The organism is Cupriavidus basilensis (genome assembly GCF_000832305.1).
GTDB classification, from domain to species: domain Bacteria; phylum Pseudomonadota; class Gammaproteobacteria; order Burkholderiales; family Burkholderiaceae; genus Cupriavidus; species Cupriavidus basilensis_F.
Genome location: NZ_CP010537.1, coordinates 2309078 through 2325964, shown reverse-complemented (window position 1 = coordinate 2325964; position 16887 = coordinate 2309078). Strand labels below are relative to the sequence as shown.

Annotated in this window: 15 protein-coding genes; 2 read left to right on the top strand and 13 right to left on the bottom strand. The window is 65.6% G+C overall.

The features are described 5' to 3' along the window. Nucleotides 1–6: 6 nt before the first annotated feature. The 3 genes from RR42_RS30945 to czcI all read right to left on the bottom strand — a co-directional run bounded on the left by RR42_RS30945 (nt 7) and on the right by czcI (nt 3059). Entirely contained in the window at nt 7–1293 is a 1287-nt protein-coding gene (locus RR42_RS30945; RefSeq protein ID WP_043355645.1) for an efflux RND transporter periplasmic adaptor subunit, read from the bottom strand. Nucleotides 1294–1311: 18 nt separating this feature from the next. Then, the gene (locus RR42_RS30940; RefSeq protein WP_043355643.1) at nt 1312–2580 is read right to left on the bottom strand and encodes a TolC family protein; all 1269 of its coding nucleotides are present in this window, start codon (nt 2578–2580) and stop codon (nt 1312–1314) included. Nucleotides 2581–2654: 74 nt separating this feature from the next. Beyond that, a complete protein-coding gene (czcI, locus tag RR42_RS30935) occupies nt 2655–3059 on the bottom strand; it encodes a cation efflux protein, CzcI family (protein WP_043358244.1) in 405 nt (134 codons plus the stop codon). 171 nt (nt 3060–3230) lie between these two features. Here czcI and RR42_RS30930 point away from each other — a divergent pair, with 171 nt between their 5' ends. Next, a complete protein-coding gene (locus tag RR42_RS30930; protein WP_043355640.1) occupies nt 3231–5621 on the top strand; it encodes a heavy metal translocating P-type ATPase in 2391 nt (796 codons plus the stop codon). Nucleotides 5622–5813: 192 nt separating this feature from the next. Here the strand turns inward: RR42_RS30930 and RR42_RS30925 are convergent, their stop codons facing one another. The 8 genes from RR42_RS30925 to RR42_RS30890 form a co-directional block, all read right to left on the bottom strand. Then, nucleotides 5814–6704 carry a polysaccharide deacetylase family protein gene (locus RR42_RS30925; protein ID WP_043355637.1) on the bottom strand — a complete coding sequence of 297 codons (891 nt, stop codon included), beginning with the start codon at nt 6702–6704 and terminating at the stop codon, nt 5814–5816. 13 nt (nt 6705–6717) lie between these two features. Next, nucleotides 6718–7770, bottom strand: a complete 1053-nt coding sequence (locus RR42_RS39045; protein ID WP_052495092.1) for a bifunctional UDP-4-keto-pentose/UDP-xylose synthase — start codon at nt 7768–7770, stop codon at nt 6718–6720. Further along, nucleotides 7767–8726 carry a formyltransferase gene (locus tag RR42_RS39040; RefSeq protein WP_043355634.1) on the bottom strand — a complete coding sequence of 320 codons (960 nt, stop codon included), beginning with the start codon at nt 8724–8726 and terminating at the stop codon, nt 7767–7769. Before RR42_RS39040 ends, RR42_RS39045 begins: the two co-directional genes overlap by 4 nt. Then, nucleotides 8714–9706, bottom strand: a complete 993-nt coding sequence (locus RR42_RS30910; RefSeq protein WP_043355630.1) for a glycosyltransferase — start codon at nt 9704–9706, stop codon at nt 8714–8716. The genes RR42_RS39040 and RR42_RS30910 overlap by 13 nt, the downstream gene beginning before the upstream one ends. Then, the gene (locus tag RR42_RS30905) at nt 9685–10848 is read right to left on the bottom strand and encodes a DegT/DnrJ/EryC1/StrS family aminotransferase (RefSeq protein ID WP_043355627.1); all 1164 of its coding nucleotides are present in this window, start codon (nt 10846–10848) and stop codon (nt 9685–9687) included. Before RR42_RS30905 ends, RR42_RS30910 begins: the two co-directional genes overlap by 22 nt. A 48-nt stretch (nt 10849–10896) precedes the next feature. Continuing rightward, complete coding sequence (locus RR42_RS30900; RefSeq protein ID WP_043355625.1) at nt 10897–11268, bottom strand: DMT family transporter; 372 nt, start codon at nt 11266–11268, stop codon at nt 10897–10899. Further along, nucleotides 11265–13037 (bottom strand): glycosyltransferase family 39 protein, encoded by a 1773-nt coding sequence (locus RR42_RS30895; protein ID WP_043355624.1) that lies wholly within the window; start codon nt 13035–13037, stop codon nt 11265–11267. Before RR42_RS30895 ends, RR42_RS30900 begins: the two co-directional genes overlap by 4 nt. A gap of 496 nt (nt 13038–13533) precedes the next feature. After that, nucleotides 13534–14097: an HdeD family acid-resistance protein gene (locus tag RR42_RS30890; RefSeq protein WP_043355623.1), complete on the bottom strand. Its 564-nt coding sequence runs from the start codon at nt 14095–14097 to the stop codon at nt 13534–13536. A 186-nt stretch (nt 14098–14283) separates the two neighbouring features. Here RR42_RS30890 and RR42_RS30885 point away from each other — a divergent pair, with 186 nt between their 5' ends. Beyond that, nucleotides 14284–15153, top strand: coding sequence for a hypothetical protein (locus RR42_RS30885; protein ID WP_043355621.1), 870 nt, complete (start codon nt 14284–14286; stop codon nt 15151–15153). A gap of 126 nt (nt 15154–15279) precedes the next feature. Here the strand turns inward: RR42_RS30885 and RR42_RS30880 are convergent, their stop codons facing one another. After that, on the bottom strand, nt 15280–15588 hold the full coding sequence (locus tag RR42_RS30880; protein WP_043355619.1) for a hypothetical protein: 309 nt from the start codon (nt 15586–15588) through the stop codon (nt 15280–15282). A 342-nt stretch (nt 15589–15930) separates the two neighbouring features. Next, on the bottom strand, nt 15931–16869 hold the full coding sequence (locus RR42_RS30875; RefSeq protein WP_043355618.1) for an amino acid ABC transporter substrate-binding protein: 939 nt from the start codon (nt 16867–16869) through the stop codon (nt 15931–15933). Nucleotides 16870–16887 lie beyond the last annotated feature (18 nt).

Genomic DNA, 16887 nt, shown 5'->3' with positions numbered 1-16887 from the left:
CTCCGCTTAGTGGCTATGTTCGGCGCCGGCCTTGCCAAGCTCGGCCTTGATCACGAAGCTATTGCCTGCCACGTATTGCGTGCCGGCTTTCAGGCCTTCGGTGATCTCCACCAGCTTGCCGTCGCTGCGGCCGGTCTTGACCGGCTGCGCCTGGAAGCCGCCTGGAACGACAGCGAACACCACCTGCTGATCGCCGTTGCTTTGCAGGGCTTCGGCCTCGATCGCCACTGGCACCTCGGCGCTGGAGTCGGTCACGCCCACGGTGACGAACAGGCCGGGGCGCCAGGCCGTCTTGGGGTTGGGCAGCGTGACGCGGGCGGTGGCGGTGCGCGTTTGCTGGCCCAGCAGCGAGCCGACATACGAGACCGTGCCTTCGGCCTTGCCGTCGAAGGCAGTGGAGGCGATCTTCACCTTCTCGCCAACCCGCACGCGATCCAGGTCCTTGGGCGCGATCACGAACTCGGCCCATACCGTGCTGAGGTCGGAGATGACGAACACGTTGGCGTCGGCCGCCACGGCTTCGCCCAGCGCCAGGTGCTTCTCGACCACGGTGCCGTCGAAGGGCGCGCGCAGCTCGAAACGGTTGAGCGACTTGGCGCCGCCTGCGTTGCCGCTGACGCCGATGGCAGTCAGCTTCTGCGTGGCGTTTTGCGTGGCGATGCGGGCTTCCTGCAGCGCGGTGCGCGCGGCCAGGTAGTCCTGCTCGGCGGAGATCTTGTCCTCCCACAGCTTCTTCTCGCGCTGGAAGGTGGATTCGGCCAGCTCCAGGCGCTTTTGCGCGGCCAGCAGTTCGCTGCGCTGATCGGACAGCGCGGTGCTGGCCAGCACCGCCAGCAAATCGCCTTTCTTCACCTGTTGCCCCAGGTTGGCGGACACGCCTTGCACCACGCCAGCTACGCGTGGCACCACGTGGGCCGTGCGGTCCTCGTTGAAGCGGATCTCGCCGGGGAAGGATGCCGTGCCCTCGATGTGCGCAGGTCCTGCCGTGCGCAGCGTGAGCCCGGCCGCCTGGACTTGTGCCGGGGTCATCTCGACGTGGCCTTCTTTTTCTTGCGTTTCGTGGTGCTCCCCGTCGGTGTGCCGGGCGGCGTCGCCGTGCGCCGCGCTGGCCGGGCCGCCGTGATGCTCGCCGTCGCCGTGGGCCGCGTCTTCGCTATGCGCGCCTGCTGCGTGGCCGGCTTCGGTCGTGGCGTCGGCGCTGCCGCGCCCGGCGAAGATCAGTCCCGCGGCTGCGATGGCGCCGCCCGCCAGGATGATGGCGATGCTCGTTTTCTGCTTGTTGGTGATTGCCATGATGGAGTTCCTTTGGTGCTAGCGGCCAAGAATGCGGTCGATGGTGGTCGCGGCCTGATAGGCATTGGCGACCACGCCGAGATAGCGGATGCGCGCCTGGAACCAGGTGCGCTGCGCATCGAGCACGTCGAGGAAGTTGAATTTGCCGGCTTCGAAGCCGCGCGTGGCGGCCTCATAGGCCTGCTGCGCAGCCGGTAGCACGGTACCCTTGAGCGAGTCGGCCGAGGTCCGCGATACGCTCAGTTGCCGCGTGGCTTGCTGCAGCTCGTTAGCGAGCCGCACCTGTGTGGCGCGGTACTCGTCGGCCGCTTTGTCGGCCTGGCGCAGTGCGGCGTAGAGATTGCCCTGGTTGCGGTCGAACAGCGGCAGCGGCAGCGACACGCCCAGCACGGGCATGGTGCCGCGGTCTGAGCCGTTGTCGCGCTTGCTGCCCAGGCTGACGGTCAGGTCGGGATACTGGCGGCTGCGCTCCACGCCGATGATGGCCTGCCTGCGTTCCAGTTCCAGCCGCTGGCTTGCCAGTTCCGGCGCGCTGTCCAGCGCTTGGGCGAGGCTAGCGCCGTCGGGCCGCGCGGGCAGGGTGTCCAGGTTGCCGGCGGCTACCTGGAAGCGGGCTTCGCTGCTGCCCCAAAGGCCGGCCAGCGACTGGCGTGCCATCGCGAGTGCCGCCTCGGCGTCGGCGACCTCGAGTTCCGCATTGGCCTGCTCCACGCGCGCCTTGCTCTCTTCGAGCGGCGCGATTTTGCCGGCGGCCACGCGGCGGATCGCCGCCTGAGCGCCCTTGGCGGCGATCTCGGCCGAGCCACGCGCCAGCTTGACGCGCTCCTGCGCGATGACCACCGCGAAGAAGCCGCCAACCACGGCCGCGCGCAGGCCGGTGCGCGTTGCGCCCAGTTGCGATTGGGCCAGCTCGCGCGCTTTTTGCGCGGCGCCGATGCGCGCGGCGCGCTTGCCGCCGAGCTCGATCGGCAGGTTGACCTGGGCCGTAGTGGTGCGGGTATCGCGGCGGTTGTCCTCGAGGAGCACCGCGACTTCCGGGTTGGGGATGGTGCGGGCCTGCATGATGCCGCCCTCGGCGGCATTGAGCTCATGGCCGGCGGCCGAGAGCGTGAAGTTGCGCCCGGCCGCGAGGGCGAGCGCATCGTCCAGCGTGAGCGTGCCGGCGGGCTCGGGAATCTGTTGCACCGCTTGCGCGGCGGGAAATGGGGTCGTCGCCGCGTTCTGGGCGAACGCGGCAGGGCTGAGCAAAGCTGCCGCCAGCCCGAGCGGCATCACAAGTGTTCTCATCGAATTTCACCGGGAAAAAGCCAGGGAAGTTCGGCGAGACGAGAGTCTGGAGGTAAGGGGAGTCGTCTCGCCGTTCAGGCGGCGAGCGGCCACTGCGGGCGGTCGGGGGTGGCGCCGGGCGCAGACAGGTAGGATGCGGCTAGCGCCCGGTAGCTGATGGCCACGCCGTGTTGCGAGGCGCTCGTGGCCATGTCCGGCAAGACCAGCTGGGCGCTGGCAAAGTGGCACACGGCGCAGTCCAGGTCGGGCAGCTTGATGTTGTCCTTGCCACTCTTGCTGTCGTTGCTGTCCTTGCCGTCGTGCTGGCTGAGCTTGCCCTGATGGGCGTGGCTATGGTGGCCGAAATGCCAGCTGGCGCTGGCTGTGGCGGTCCCGTTGCCCGGCTGCGTACTTTCGTGATTGCAATACGCCGCAGCCCCGGCCCAGGCGAACTGGAGGGGCAGCATGATGGCGAAAAGCAGGATCAGGAAACGGCGCATGCGGCGGATTATATAGGCAGCAAGCATGACCCTTGCGCGACTGTGGCTTAAAGCGTGGCGCAAAGGTGACCTCGGACGCTCGTATCGACCGATGTGCAGACAGCACTTGACCCTGTAGTCGCTTCAGGGTCTTAAATGGGCGGTAAGCAAAAACAAGCAGGGAAAACCGCCATGCCTAGCGCAACGCCAGACCAAGCTTCGCTCCGTGCCCCATCTTGCTGCGGTCATGGGCATTCTGATGCACACGAACACGTGCATAAGCACGATCAAGCACACCAGCACGACCATGACCACGATCACGGCCACCAGCGCGCTCAGGCAGGCGGCGCAGCCTGCTGCGGCAGCGCCAGCGCGGCGCCGCCGATTGCCGTAGCCGTTCCTGCCGGCGCCGCCGCGGCCAGCTATCGCATCGACGCGATGGATTGCCCCACGGAAGAGACCCTGATCCGCAACAAGCTGGGCAGCATGGCAGGCGTGGCCGCGCTGCAGTTCAACCTGATGCAGCGCGTGCTGACGGTGCACCATACGCTGGACTCCCTGGAGCCGGTAGTGCGGGCCATCGAGAGCCTCGGCATGAAGGCTGAGCCGCTGTCGGAGCAGGCCGCAGCGCTGCCGCCGCAAGCCGCCAAGCCATGGTGGCCGCTGGCGCTGGCCGGTGCGGCCGCGCTCGGCGCTGAGGCTGTGCAGTGGCTGCAAGTGCCCGGCCAGGAATGGCTTGCGCCCCTGTTGGCGTTGGTGGCTGTGGCAATAGCCGGGCTGGGCGTCTACAAGAAGGGCTGGATCGCGCTGTCCAATGGCAACCTGAACATCAACGCATTGATGAGCATCGCCGTCACCGGCGCCATGCTGATCCGGCAGTGGCCGGAAGCGGCTATGGTGATGGTGCTGTTCGCGCTGGCCGAGCGCATCGAGGCGGCGTCGCTGGACCGTGCCCGCAATGCCGTGCGCGGCCTGATGGCAATGGCGCCGGAGCAGGCCACGGTGAGGCAGCGGGACGGTAGCTGGCTGCCTGTGGCGGCTGGCGCGGTGGCCATCGGCGCGTTGGTGCGCCTGCGCCCCGGCGAACGCGTCGCGCTCGACGGGCGGGTATTGCGTGGCCAGTCCACACTGGACCAGGCGCCGATCACTGGCGAGAGCGTCCCGGTCGACAAGACCGTCGGCGATGTGCTTTTCGCCGGCACCATCAACCAGGCCGGCGAACTGGAGTACGAAGTCACCGCGCCGGCCAGCGGCTCCACGCTGGCGCGCATCATCCACGCGGTAGAGGCGGCGCAGGGCAGCCGCGCGCCCACGCAGCGCTTTGTCGACCGCTTTGCCCGCATCTATACGCCGCTGGTCTTCCTTGGCGCGGTGCTGGTGGCCGTGGTGCCGCCGCTGGCGATGGACGGCGACTGGAGCGCATGGATCTACAAGGCGCTGGTGCTGCTGGTGATTGCCTGCCCGTGCGCGCTGGTGATCTCCACGCCGGTAACGATCGTGAGCGGCCTTGCGGCCGCGGCGCGGCGCGGCATCCTGATCAAGGGTGGTGTCTACCTGGAGCAGGGCAAGGATCTGAAATGGCTGGCGCTGGACAAGACCGGCACCATCACCCACGGCAAGCCGGCCCAGACCGATTTCCAGCCCCTGGGCGCAACCGCCGCGGCAGGTGCTGCGGCTAGTGATGCGGCGCGTGTGATCGCGGCCAGCCTGGCTGCCCGGTCCGACCATCCGGTGTCGATGGCCGTGGCCAATGCCGCGCGTGCGCACGGCATCGTGCCGCTGGAAGTGCAGGACTTTGCGGCGCTGCCCGGGTACGGGGTCAGCGGCAGCGTGAACGGGCGCAGCTACTATCTGGGGAACCATCGCCTGATCCACGACCGCGGGCTGTGCTCGCCGGAGCTGGAGGCTACGCTGGAAGCGATGGAGCGGCAGGGAAAGACGGTTGTGCTGCTGGGCGCGGATCACGGCGTCGAGGCGCTGTTCGGCGTGGCGGACACGGTCAAGGACAGCAGCCGCGAGGCGGTGGCTGCGCTGCACTCGCTGGGTGTCAAGACGCTGATGCTGTCGGGGGACAACCCGCATACCGCGCAAGCGATCGCAGCGCAGGTGCAGATCGACGAGGCACGCGGCAATCAGTTGCCGCAGGACAAGGCGGACGCCATCGCTGCGCTGAGCGTGAAGGGGGCAGAAGGGGCGCCGGGTAATGGTGGCAATGGTAGCAATGGCAGCAAGCGCGTCGTGGTGGGTATGGTGGGTGACGGCGTCAATGATGCGCCCGCGCTGGCCCGTGCCGATATCGGCTTCGCCATGGGAGCGGCCGGGACCGATACGGCGATCGAGACCGCCGACGTGGCGCTGATGGACGACGACCTGCGCAAGATCCCCGCCTTTATCCGGCTGTCGCGGCAGACTTCGACGATCCTGAAGCAGAACATTGCCCTGGCGCTGGGCATCAAGGCGATTTTCCTGGCACTCACGGTCATGGGCCTGGGCACCATGTGGATGGCGGTGTTCGCCGATATGGGGGCGAGCTTGCTGGTGGTCTTCAACGGCCTGAGGCTGGCGGGGAGGGACCGTAGCTGAACGTTGTCGAGGGCCCGCCGGGCCTTCGGCAACGGGCCGAAGCGAGGCCAAGGCACACGCGCACGCAAGCGGCGCGCGCATGAACGCATCGTCAATGGCCGGTTGTCGGCCGTTGACGATGTGTTGATGGTACTGACTGTGTCTTGATGCGGGCGGGCGCGGGCGACGAGCCGTGCCGTGCCGGCCGGATGCCTACGGCTGCAGGATCAGCTCGCCACTTCTTCCCTCGATCGCGCCCCACGTCACCGGCAGTTCCGGCAGGGCGCTGCGATCGATATGCCGGTAGAGCGTGGCCATCGACACCAGTTCATGCCCCTGCGCGCGCCAGCCATCCAGCAGGCGGTTGAACACCGGCGCAAGCTTGCCGCCCTCGAGTTCGGTGTGCAGGGTGAACACGTGGTCGCGCCCGTCTTCGCTCAGGCGCAGCACGGCGTGGTGGACGTTGTCTTCCGTCAGGTCGCCCACGCCGATCAGTTCGTCCAGCGTCGGCAGCGTGGTCGGCATCTGCACGTGGCGGCATGCCACACCATCGACCGTGGGGATATACGGACCGGTGCCGCGGCCATCGGACGCGTACACCATGCCCCAGTCGTCGATCTGGCGGAAGGCCTCATCGTTCATTTGCCAACCGGCCGCGCCATGGGTGGGCGGTGCTTCGCCGAATATCTCGACGTAGCGGTCGAATGCACTTTGCATCTGGCGCCGGGTCCAGGCCGCATCGCGCTCGCGCACGTTGTCCTGCCAGTAGACGTGATCCCAGGTGTGGATGCCGCATTCGTGCCCTGCCGCGCGCGCCGCGCGCATCTCGGCCGCGCCCTTGCGGCCGATATCGGGACCGGGCAGCAGCACGCCGTACATCAGCGTGCGCAAGCCATAGTTCGACACCACCGACGTACGCGACACCTTCTTCAGGAAGCCGGGACGAAACACGCGCCGCAGCGCCCAGCCGGTATGGTCGGGGCCAAGGCTGAACAGAAAGGTGGCCTCGGCCCGCACGCGGGCCAGCATGGCGAGCAGCGCCGGCACGCCTTCGCGGGTGCCGCGCAGCGTGTCGACGTCGACCTTCAGGGCGATACGGGCCATCGGGTGCGTGCGCTCAGTTGGCCGAATCGACCAGGGTGCGCGCCTCGATCACCTTGCTGCGGTAAGCCTCGAAGATGGCGCGCAGTGCGTCTTCCATGCTGACCTCGGGCTTCCAGCCGAGCTCTTCCACGGTGTTGTCGATCTTCGGCACGCGGTTCTGCACGTCCTGGTAGCCCTTGCCGTAGAAGTCGCCCGAGGAGGTTTCCACGATCTGGGTCTTCTTGGCTTCTTCCGCGTACTCAGCGTAGTCGCCGGCCATCTTCAGCATCATCTCGGCCAGCTCGCGCACGGAGTGGATGTTGCGCGGGTTGCCGATGTTGTAGATCTTGCCGGTGGCGATGCCGTTCGGGTTCTCGATGATGCGCATCAGTGCGCTGATGCCGTCGGTGACGTCGGCAAAGGCACGCTTTTGCGCGCCGCCGTCCACCAGCTTGATCGGCTCGCCGCGCACGATGTGGCCGAGGAACTGGGTGACCACGCGCGAGGAGCCTTCCTTCGATTCGAAGATCGAGTCCAGGCCGGCGCCGATCCAGTTGAACGGGCGGAACAGGGTGTAGTTCAGGCCTTGCTCCATGCCGTAGGCGTGGATCACGCGGTCCATCAGCTGCTTGGAGCAGGCATAGATCCAGCGCGGCTTGTTGATCGGGCCGCAGATCAGCTCGGACGTCTCGGGATCGAACTCGTCGTCATGGCACATGCCGTACACCTCGGAGGTGGACGGGAACACCAGGTGCTTGCCGTACTTCACGGCGGCGCGCACGATCGGCAGGTTGGCTTCGAAGTCGAGTTCGAACACGCGCAGCGGCTGGCGCACGTAGGTGGCGGGCGTGGCGATGGCCACCAGCGGCAGCACCACGTCGCACTTGCGGATGTTGTACTCAATCCACTCCTTGTTGATGGTGATGTCACCTTCAAAGAAGTGCATGCGCGGATGGTCGATCAGGTCGCCAAGGCGATCGCTGGACATGTCCATGCCGTAGACTTCCCACGACGTGGTTTCGAGAATGCGGCGCGTCAGGTGGTGGCCGATGAAGCCGTTGACGCCAAGAATCAGGACCTTTTTCATCGGTTTTCCTCTTTGGACAATGCGGTAAGAAATGTGGAAAGCGCGGCAGCCGAGACGGGCGCGGGTTGGGCGCCATCGTCCAGCAGTTCGCGTACAAGGATCAGGCCGCCATCGCCGCACACGCCGACGATCTGCCCGTCGATCACGTGCAAGCCCGGGCGGGCGGCGCTGGTGGACTGCAATTGGGTTGCTGCGGCTGCGCTGCCGGCATGCGGCAGGCGCGCCCGCGCCACCACGAAGCGGCGCGAGCCGGCATCGGTGAAGGCGCCGGGATAGGGCGGTGCGACCGCGCGGATCAGGTTGTAGACCTGCGCGGCCGGCTGCTGCCAGTCGATGCGGCCGTCCTCCGGCTTGCGCCCGGAGAAGTAGCTGCCTTCGGCAAGGCGGTTGGGCAGCGGCGTGATGTTGCCGGCCATCATGGCGGGCAGGGCGCGCCACAGCGTTTGCTCGGCGGCCACGGTCACTTTCTCGAAGACCTCGCCGGCGGTGTCGTCGGGCAGGATCGGCACTGACGTCTGGTCGACGATGAAGCCGGCATCCGGCTTGGCTTCCATCGCATGCAGCGTGGCGCCGGTCTCGCTCTCTCCATGCAGCACCGCCCAGTTCACCGGCACGCGGCCGCGATACTTGGGCAGCAGGGAGCCGTGCATATTGAACGCGCCTTGCGGCGCCAGCGCCAGCACTGCCGCGGGAATCATCGCGCGGTAGTAGAAAGAGAAGATCACGTCGGGGCGCGCCGCGGCCACCGCGGCGGCCAGCGCCGGATCGGCCGGGTCTTCGCCGTAGGTGACGGGCAAGCCGAGTTCGGCGGCGGTATCGGCAACGCGGCGGAACCAGATGTTTTCATCCGGGCGGTCGCGGTGCGTGACAACCAGCGCCACTTCCACGCCACGCGCGTGCAGCACGCGCAGGCAGCGGTCGCCGACGTTGTGATAAGCGAAGACTACTGCGCGCACGAGACCTCCGTCGCCTTTTGCTGTTCTGGCGTGCCTTCCAGCACCGCCTGGATGCGATAGCGCGGACGGTTGCGCACTTCCTGGTAGATGCGGCCGATGTACTCGCCCAGCAGGCCGATGCCGAACAGCATGATGCCAACCAGGAAGAAGTTGAAGGCGAGCAGGGTGAACACACCCTGCACTTCCGCGCCAAGCACGAAGCGCCGAACCAGCAGCACCGCCACCAGGCCCGCCGATGCCAGCGACAGCAAGGTGCCGATGGCGGAGAACCACTGCAGCGGCACGATGGAGAAGCCGGTTACCAGGTCGAAGTTCAGCCGGATGAGCTGGAACAGCGAATACTTGGATTCGCCGGCGTGGCGCTCCTCGTGCTCGACCACGATCTCCACCGGGTTGGAGGAGAAGGTATAGGCCAGCGCGGGGATAAAGGTATTGACCTCACGGCAGGCATTGATGGTGTCGACGACATTGCGGTCGTAGGCACGCAGCATGCAGCCCTGGTCGGTCATCTTGATGCGCGTGATGCGCTCGCGCAGGCGGTTCATGGCCCGGGACGCAATGCGGCGGAACGCCGTGTCGTTGCGCTCGCGGCGGATGGTGCCAACGTAGTCATGGCCTTCGCGCATGGTTGCCACCAGCCGGGGGATTTCCTCCGGCGGGTTTTGCAGGTCGGCGTCCAGCGTGATCACGATCTGGCCGCGGGTGTGCTCGAAGCCGGCCAGGATGGCCATATGCTGGCCAAAGTTGCCGTTGAACAGCACGACGCGCGTCGTGTCCGGGCGCTTGTGAAACTGGCTGGCCAGGATCTGTGCCGAACGGTCGCGACTGCCGTCGTTGACGAAGATGATCTCGTAGTTGCAGCCGAGCCCGTCCATCGCCGGGTAGAGCCGGTCGAACAGGGCTTGCAGGCCATCTTCCTCGTTATAGACGGGAATGACGACGGAGACTTCGACAGGGCTCATTTGAAGAGGCGTTTGCATGTTTCGCTAAGAGTTGCGCATACCCGCTCCACGTCGGCGGCTTGCATGGCGGGGAACATCGGCAGCGTGACGATGCTCCTTCCGATGCGCTCGGCGTGCGGCAGCATGCCTTCGCGCCAGCCCAGGGAGCGGTAATAAGAAAACAGGTGCACGGCGGGATAATGCACGCCGGTGCCGACGCCTTGCTCGCGCATGGCCTCCATCACCGCGGTGCGCCCGCCTTCGATGCGTTCGGCCGGCAGCACCACCTGGAACATATGCCAGTTGGTGGTGGCCAGCTCGCCGTCACGCGGCAGCGGCAGCTCGATGCCGAGGTCGGCCAGGCCGCTGTCGGCGGCGCAGCGGTAGTACGCCTCGGCCAGTTCGGCGCGGCGTGCCGTGATGGCGTCAAGTTGCGCCAGTTGCGACAGGCCGATGGCGGCGTTGACATCGGTGAGGTTGAATTTGCCGCCGGGCTCTTCCACATCCATCCCGTCCATGCCGGTACGGATCACGCCTTGCAGGCGCAGGCGTTCGGCACGTTCGGCTTCTTCGGGCGAGTTCATCACCAGGCAGCCGCCTTCGACGCTGGTGATGTTCTTGTTGGCCTGGAAGCTGAAGCTGACCAGGTCGCCGAAGGCACCGATGCGCTGGCCGCGCCAGCGCGAGTCGATGGCCTGCGCGGCATCCTCGATCACACGCAGGTTGTGCTTCTTCGCGATGGCGTAGAGGCGGTCCATATCCACCGGCAGGCCCGACAGGTAGACCGGCATGATGGCGCGGGTACGGGGCGTGATGGCAGCTTCAACGGCGTCGAGGTCGATATTGCGCGTGCGCGGGTCGATATCGACGAAGACGGGCTTGGCGCCCACCGTGATCACGACATTGGCCGTGGCAACCCAGGTGATCGGGGTGGTGATGACTTCGTCGCCGGGGCCGATATTGGCCACGCGCAGCGCGATTTCCATCGTCGCCGAGCCATTGGCGAAGGTGCGCACGGGGCGGCCCCCGAACAGTTCGGACAGGGCAGCCTCGAAGGCGTGCATCTTGGGGCCGGAGGTGATCCAGCCCGAGGCCAGCACCTTGCCTACCTCGGCGATGGCGGCGGCGTCAATATTCGGCTTGACGAAGGGCAGGAAGGCTTGCGCAGCGGAAGCGGTCATGGCAATCAGGCTCTTGTGGCGATGGTGCGACGGTGGATGGTGCGGTGATCAGGAACGCGCGATGAGAAACACGCCGGCGAGGATCAGCAGGATGCCGGCTACGCGCAGGGGGCCGATCATTTCACCGAACAGCCACCAGGCTGCCAGGGCGTTCACCACATAACCGAGCGACAGCATCGGGTAAGCGATCGATACATCGACCCGCGACAGCCCGACGATCCACACGCCGACGCTGACTACATACAGTGTCAGGCCAGCCAGTACCGGCCACTGCGTCAGCACCCGAAACGCCGTGGCAAACAGCGTCGCGCGCTCGATGGTGATGGCGCCCACGGCGTTGGTGCCGGCTTTGAGCAGCAGCTGCGCGCACGCATTGAGCAGCACGCCGGTAAAGATAAAAGCGAAGGTAGAGAGCGTCATGGCGCGCGGTTCGGTTCTTGCTGCGGGGCCGCCGGTGCCTGGCCGGGAGGCGGGAAGTTGGTGACCGCGACGCGGCGCTTGTCTTGCCCGATCTTGTACATCGGCACCTTGCTCTCTTGCAGTATCTTGTAGGTGGCAGCCGACATGATGCCCACGGCGTGCTGGCCATCCTGCCATTTTGCAATAAAGGCATCCAGGGTGGGGAGCCATTTCTGCGGCTCCTGCTTGGTGCCGAACTCGAGCTCGTCCGGCCATTCCACCATGATGGTGGTGCGGCGCAGGTAGTACGGCAGCGTGTGGTCCAGCATGCGCACGCCGTAAATCGGCATGTCGTCCGTCAGCACGGCGTTAATGGCGGGCACCATGTCCACGCCCGAAGTCTGCCGCCCCATGACCTCGTGGCCCAGCAGCGCCACTGTGAAGCTGGTGAACAAGCCGAGCGAGTAAACGGTGATGCTGACCATCAGGCCCTTGCTCGCCAGCAGCTTGCGCGCGAGGAACACGGCGCCGAGCATCAGCACGAAGGCGGCGCCGACCCAGACCGCGAACAAGCGGTACAGCTCGTTGGGCGTGTTGTCGGAATTCAGCGTGGCCACCACCGGGCTGGCCAGCAAGCCGATTGCCGAAATGACCAGCATGCCGTTGAGCTGCCGCTTCCAGCTGCGCTCATCGATGTGCTGCAGCGCCACGGCAGCCAGCATGCCAAGCGCCGGGAAGATCGGCACGATATAGCCGGGCAGCTTCGAGCCGGACAGGCTGAAGAAGACAAAGATGGCAATGGCCCACACGGCCAGCAACAGCGCCGGCTGGAATGGCCGCGCCGGCGCCACGCGTGCCGCCGCGCCTTCGCCACGGACCACTTGCCACATGCGCGGCGCCAGGCCCAGCCAGGGGATGAAGCCCGCCACCAGCAACGGCACGAAGTACCACAGCGGGCCCTTGCGCGAGTGTACCGTCGAGGTATAGCGCTGCCAGTGCTCGTGGATAAAGAAGAAATTCAGGAATTCGGGGTTGCGCTCCGACACCAGCCAGAACCAGGGCACCGTGACGATCAGCATCAGTGCGGTGCCGGTGATCAGGTGCAGGCGCCGCCACAGGCCGAAATCCCGCGAGATCAGGGTGTAGATGACCAGCACGAGGCCGGGCAGGGCAATGCCTACCAGCCCTTTGGTCAGGATCGCCACGCCCATGGCTATCCAGCAGGCCCACATCCAGTAGCGCCGCGCGGCTGGCGTAGCAGCGGGGTGCTGCGCGAGCAACATGAAGGCCAGCACGCAGGCCATGGCGCCGGAAAGCGTCATGTCCAGCGAGTTGAAGTGCGAGGCCACGCTCCACATCGGCGCGGCGGCCAGCACCAGCCCGGTCAGGAAGGCGGCCCGCAAGCCATACCAGCGGTGGGCGGCGAGCATCGAGACCACGAGGCCGACCATGCCGGACAGCGCCACGCATAGCCGGGCTTGCCAGTCGCCCACGCCGAACAAGGTATACGACAGCGCTGTCACCCACATATGGAAAGGCGGCTTCTCGAAGTACTTGAGTGCGTTGTAGCGGATGGTTACCCAGTCACCGGTGGAGAACATCTCACGGGCGATCTCGGCGTAGCGGCCTTCATCGGAGCGCAGCAGGTGGCGAGCGTCGAGCGTGCCGAACCAGACCAGGAGAATAAACAGGCAAACCAGGACGATGGTGATCGTGGGCAAGCCGGCAGATTGCGAAACACCTTGTGCGGTGCTTCGCGAGGTGTCTCGCGAGGTCACGGAACTACGCATACGTCTCCTGGAAAGGGATCGGGTGACCGTCCTGGCTTGCGCACATGACGACCGGTTCTCGGGCTTGCGGGGTGTGGCGATCCGCACGCGGGCGGCCCGGATGGCTTGCCCGCCTGCCGCCACGCAGTCATTGCATTGGCTCGCGATGGCGCGGCCACTTGCGTGATTATTAAAGCACTGGTAACGCCGCCTTGGCACCGCTAAAAAAGCGGTGTCAGGCTGTTGCCGCAGCGCGCGGTCGGTCTGTTTGACGGTTTCGGGCTGCCGGGTACCGGCGAAAACATCACAACGCAGCAGCGACGGCTTTGGTAGACAAAAAAAGCAAGCGATGGTGCCCGTTTCCCCGCGCCTTCTGCTTTGTTAGTCTTTCCAGCCATTACCCCATGGCCAACCGTGGTTGCCAAGTGGCGCGGCGCGCAATGTTAGCACGACCGCCGCAACCCGCCGTCGCGCGCGGGGTCGGCGCACGCGGGACGGCCCGGGCAGTGCGCGTGGCTTAACTTAAAAGTGATTCAACAGTCATTGTTCTTGCGCGCCGCAAGCGCAGTGAGGCGCCGATTAGCAGAATGCCGCACACCACCGCCCATGCTCCGATCATCCACAGCACCGCCAGCGCGCCGGCAAGGGGGTGCCACAGCAGCAGGACGGCGAACACGATGCTCACCATCCCGGCCAGGATCAGCCACCATTCATTGGGAATGTCCTTGCGCAGGCGGATTGCCGCGACAAATTGCAGCACGCCTGTGGCAAGCGTCCAGGCGGCGATATATAACAGCAGGGAAAACGCGGTGACCACGGGGCTGAACCAGGTCAGCAGGCCCACACCCAGGCCAAGCAGGCCCTGCAGTGCAAGGATGCCGCGGTCGCTAGCCGCGCGCCGGTTGCCCGAGATGGCCATCAGTAGCGCGCTGACGCCGTCGGCGGCGGCAAAGGCGCCAAACATGAGCACGAGTGCAGCCAGTGTGGCAATGGGTGCGAAAAATGCACAAATTCCGAAAAGAACAGCGAGAATGCCGCGCAAGGCCACAACCCACCAAAGCTTGGCGTAATACTGAAGCATAGGAACTCCCTGGCAAGCGGCCCGCATGGGCCGGCTGCGACGGTGACCGACTAAGATTGCCGACACGCGCGGGCAAAAAAGGCACTAGTTTCCAGCCAGCGCGAGCCACGACGTCTGGCGGGCCCTGCGTGCGCGGCGCCTGGCCGGAACAAGCGGGGGCGCGAAATCATTCTAGACAGGATTCATGTGAGGACAAAGGCGCAACGGTTTAGGGCTGCTTTCATTGCCGGCGCAGGGCTGCTGGTCGTGGGCAGCCTTGCGCAGGCTCAGACAGTGGCGGTGGCCGCTGCCGCGTCCGAGGAGGCGCCGGCACGGGCTCTTGCCCCGCTGTGCGACGCGCCATGGTTCCGATCCGGCTCGCGGGTGCAGATGGAGGGCGATGGGGCCATGCCCATGTCGATCACCATGACCTTGCGCCGGGCGACCAAGAACCAGACCGGATGCCGGGCGCAGCTCGAGGTGCGCTCCAAGTCGGCGCTGTCTGCCTTGATGGGGCCGCCGGTCATCATGGACCAGGTCCATATGGTCAATATCGACCGCCGCTCCGACTCTGCCAAGAGCAGTATCGAGAGCGAGCATGCCGTCATCAATGCACAAGGGCGCTATGCTCGCATGTACGGCGAAGCCGCCTTCAGGGGCCAGGGCGTGTTCAGCTACGCAGGCATGGATATCCGCGAGGGCGGCACCCTGGAGGGCGAGGCGTTCGAGTCCAGTGTCTCTCTGCAGATCTATCCGGTGGGCGCGGACAAGGTCGTGGGAAGCATGCGGGCGCTATATGCCTCGATCAGCGTCGGATCCCGCCATGTGGGCAAGCGCCAGATGATCGATACCGTGCTGGGCCGCAAGGAGTGCATGCCGATCACCTACGAGAAGCGGACTTCGCTGGGGCCGCTGATGGTGGGAGAGGAGGTGGTGCAGGTGGAGCCCACGCTGATGCATGTTACCGACTGGTATTGCCCCGCCGAGGCATTCGTGCTGCGCACCGAGATTCGCCAGCAGGACAAGGTGCAACGGATCGACGTCACGGGGATGGATCTGGATACGACATCGCCCTGACGCTTTCCCCGCCTGCCAAAGCGGATTCTCCGGCAGCACACAGCACAAAGCACAAAGCCCGCCAGTTTGAATTGGCGGGCTTTGTGCTGTCAGGGCGCCGGATACCAGCGCGGCGCCCCTTGCCGATCAGTTCGCGGCTGCGGCCGATGCGGCGGGCTTCTTGCTCTTGCTCTTCTTGCTCTTCTTGGTCGACTTCTTGGCCGGCGGCGCGGAGGCGTCGGTCAGGTCCGTGCGGGTGCTCTTGTTCGCACCCTGGGAATACGGGTCGAACTTGTCACCGGACTTGGCGCCCTGGCTATACGGGTCGAACTTATCGCCCGACTTGGCGCCCTGGCTATACGGGTCGAATTGCTTCTTCCCGGTCGATTGCGCCTGGGCAGCCACGGAGACGGCGCCAATGCACAGCGCGATGGCTGTCGCGACGAACTTGTTCATGTTTTCTCCTGGTAAATGCCGCCTTCCGGCGGTTCGAATACACGGAAACTGACGGCTAAGGCCGCCACGCCGGTTGCGTGGGATACCGTTGCCGCGTTGTCCGCTGGTCCTCAGTGTCGCCAACATTTCGCCTGGCTGTCAACATGCGCTGTATTGTGAAATGCACGCTTTGTATCGTCCTATGGAAAGCCGCTATTGCCTTTATCGCCAAGACTTGCTCGACGCCTGATGTTTTGTGTGAATAATTGCGCACTTTTTGTTGGCGTCATGTGCAAAAAAAAGCCCCCGCAGGCCTGATGGCGTGCGGGGGCTTTGATTTTGGTCGCCGGGCTTCGAAGGTCGTTATTCGGTCGCGACATCCGAAGGATGCTTCCACGCATCCCGGACTTCCGCGCTCGGTGCCAGTGCAAGGTTGATGTTGCGGGCGCCGATGGGCTGCTGGAACCATTGTTTTTGCAGGGCGATCACCTGCGGGCCGGCGAATACCGATGCCAGCGTCTGGTCCACCAGTTGCTTCCACTCCGGATCGGCCTTGGACATCATCAGCGCATTCTGCTCGATCGACAGAGCGGGACCCACGATCACGAACTGCGAAGGGTCCTTGGCGCGTGCGCGCAGTCCCGACAGCAGTACATCGTCCATCACGAATGCCTGTGCACGGCCCGATTCGAGCAGCAGGAAGGATTCACCATGGTCCTTCGCGTAGATGTCATGGAAACCATACTGGCCCTTCAGGCGGCGCACATGGCGATCGCCCGTGGAGCCGGCGCTGGTCACCACGTTCTTGCCGCGCAGGTCTTCGAAGGACTTGATGCCCGAATCCGCGCGCACCAGCATGCGGACCGTGGAAATGTAATGCGAGACGCTGAAGGCGACCTGCTTCTGGCGTTCCAGCGAGTTCGTGTTGGGCGCGCAGTCGAGATCGACCAGGCCATTGACCACGGCGGGGATCCGGTTCTGCGGGGTGAGCGGCATCCAGCGCACCTTGATCGTCTTCAGTCCGAGCTTCACGCGCGCGGCCTCCGCGGCGCGCAGGCACAGGTCCACCGCGTAGCCTGCGGGCTCGCCCTTGTCGTTGGCGAAGGAAAAGGGCAGCGCCGATTCACGGTAGCCCAGCACGATGGTGCCGGTGCTGCGGATCTTGTCCAGCACCGGGCTTTGGGCCTGGGCGGCGTGTGGGGCGGAAATCGAGAGGGCAGCGGCAGCGACGAACGCTAGCTTTGCCAGCAGGCGGGAGGCACGGAACGTGCCGGCACTGGCGAATGTGGCAAACGAGAACATATGTCGAATATTTCAAAA

Excerpts from the sequence above, each read along its gene's own strand:
- RR42_RS30945 (WP_043355645.1), bottom strand. The coding sequence starts at position 1,293 with ATGGCAATCACCAACAAGCAGAAAACGAGCATCGCCATCATCCTGGCG.
- RR42_RS30940 (WP_043355643.1), bottom strand. The coding sequence starts at position 2,580 with ATGAGAACACTTGTGATGCCGCTCGGGCTGGCGGCAGCTTTGCTCAGC.
- czcI (WP_043358244.1), bottom strand. The coding sequence starts at position 3,059 with ATGCGCCGTTTCCTGATCCTGCTTTTCGCCATCATGCTGCCCCTCCAG.
- RR42_RS30930 (WP_043355640.1), top strand. The coding sequence starts at position 3,231 with ATGCCTAGCGCAACGCCAGACCAAGCTTCGCTCCGTGCCCCATCTTGC.
- RR42_RS30925 (WP_043355637.1), bottom strand. The coding sequence starts at position 6,704 with ATGGCCCGTATCGCCCTGAAGGTCGACGTCGACACGCTGCGCGGCACC.
- RR42_RS39045 (WP_052495092.1), bottom strand. The coding sequence starts at position 7,770 with ATGAAAAAGGTCCTGATTCTTGGCGTCAACGGCTTCATCGGCCACCAC.
- RR42_RS30910 (WP_043355630.1), bottom strand. The coding sequence starts at position 9,706 with ATGCAAACGCCTCTTCAAATGAGCCCTGTCGAAGTCTCCGTCGTCATT.
- RR42_RS30905 (WP_043355627.1), bottom strand. The coding sequence starts at position 10,848 with ATGACCGCTTCCGCTGCGCAAGCCTTCCTGCCCTTCGTCAAGCCGAAT.
- RR42_RS30900 (WP_043355625.1), bottom strand. The coding sequence starts at position 11,268 with ATGACGCTCTCTACCTTCGCTTTTATCTTTACCGGCGTGCTGCTCAAT.
- RR42_RS30895 (WP_043355624.1), bottom strand. The coding sequence starts at position 13,037 with ATGCGTAGTTCCGTGACCTCGCGAGACACCTCGCGAAGCACCGCACAA.
- RR42_RS30890 (WP_043355623.1), bottom strand. The coding sequence starts at position 14,097 with ATGCTTCAGTATTACGCCAAGCTTTGGTGGGTTGTGGCCTTGCGCGGC.
- RR42_RS30880 (WP_043355619.1), bottom strand. The coding sequence starts at position 15,588 with ATGAACAAGTTCGTCGCGACAGCCATCGCGCTGTGCATTGGCGCCGTC.
- RR42_RS30875 (WP_043355618.1), bottom strand. The coding sequence starts at position 16,869 with ATGTTCTCGTTTGCCACATTCGCCAGTGCCGGCACGTTCCGTGCCTCC.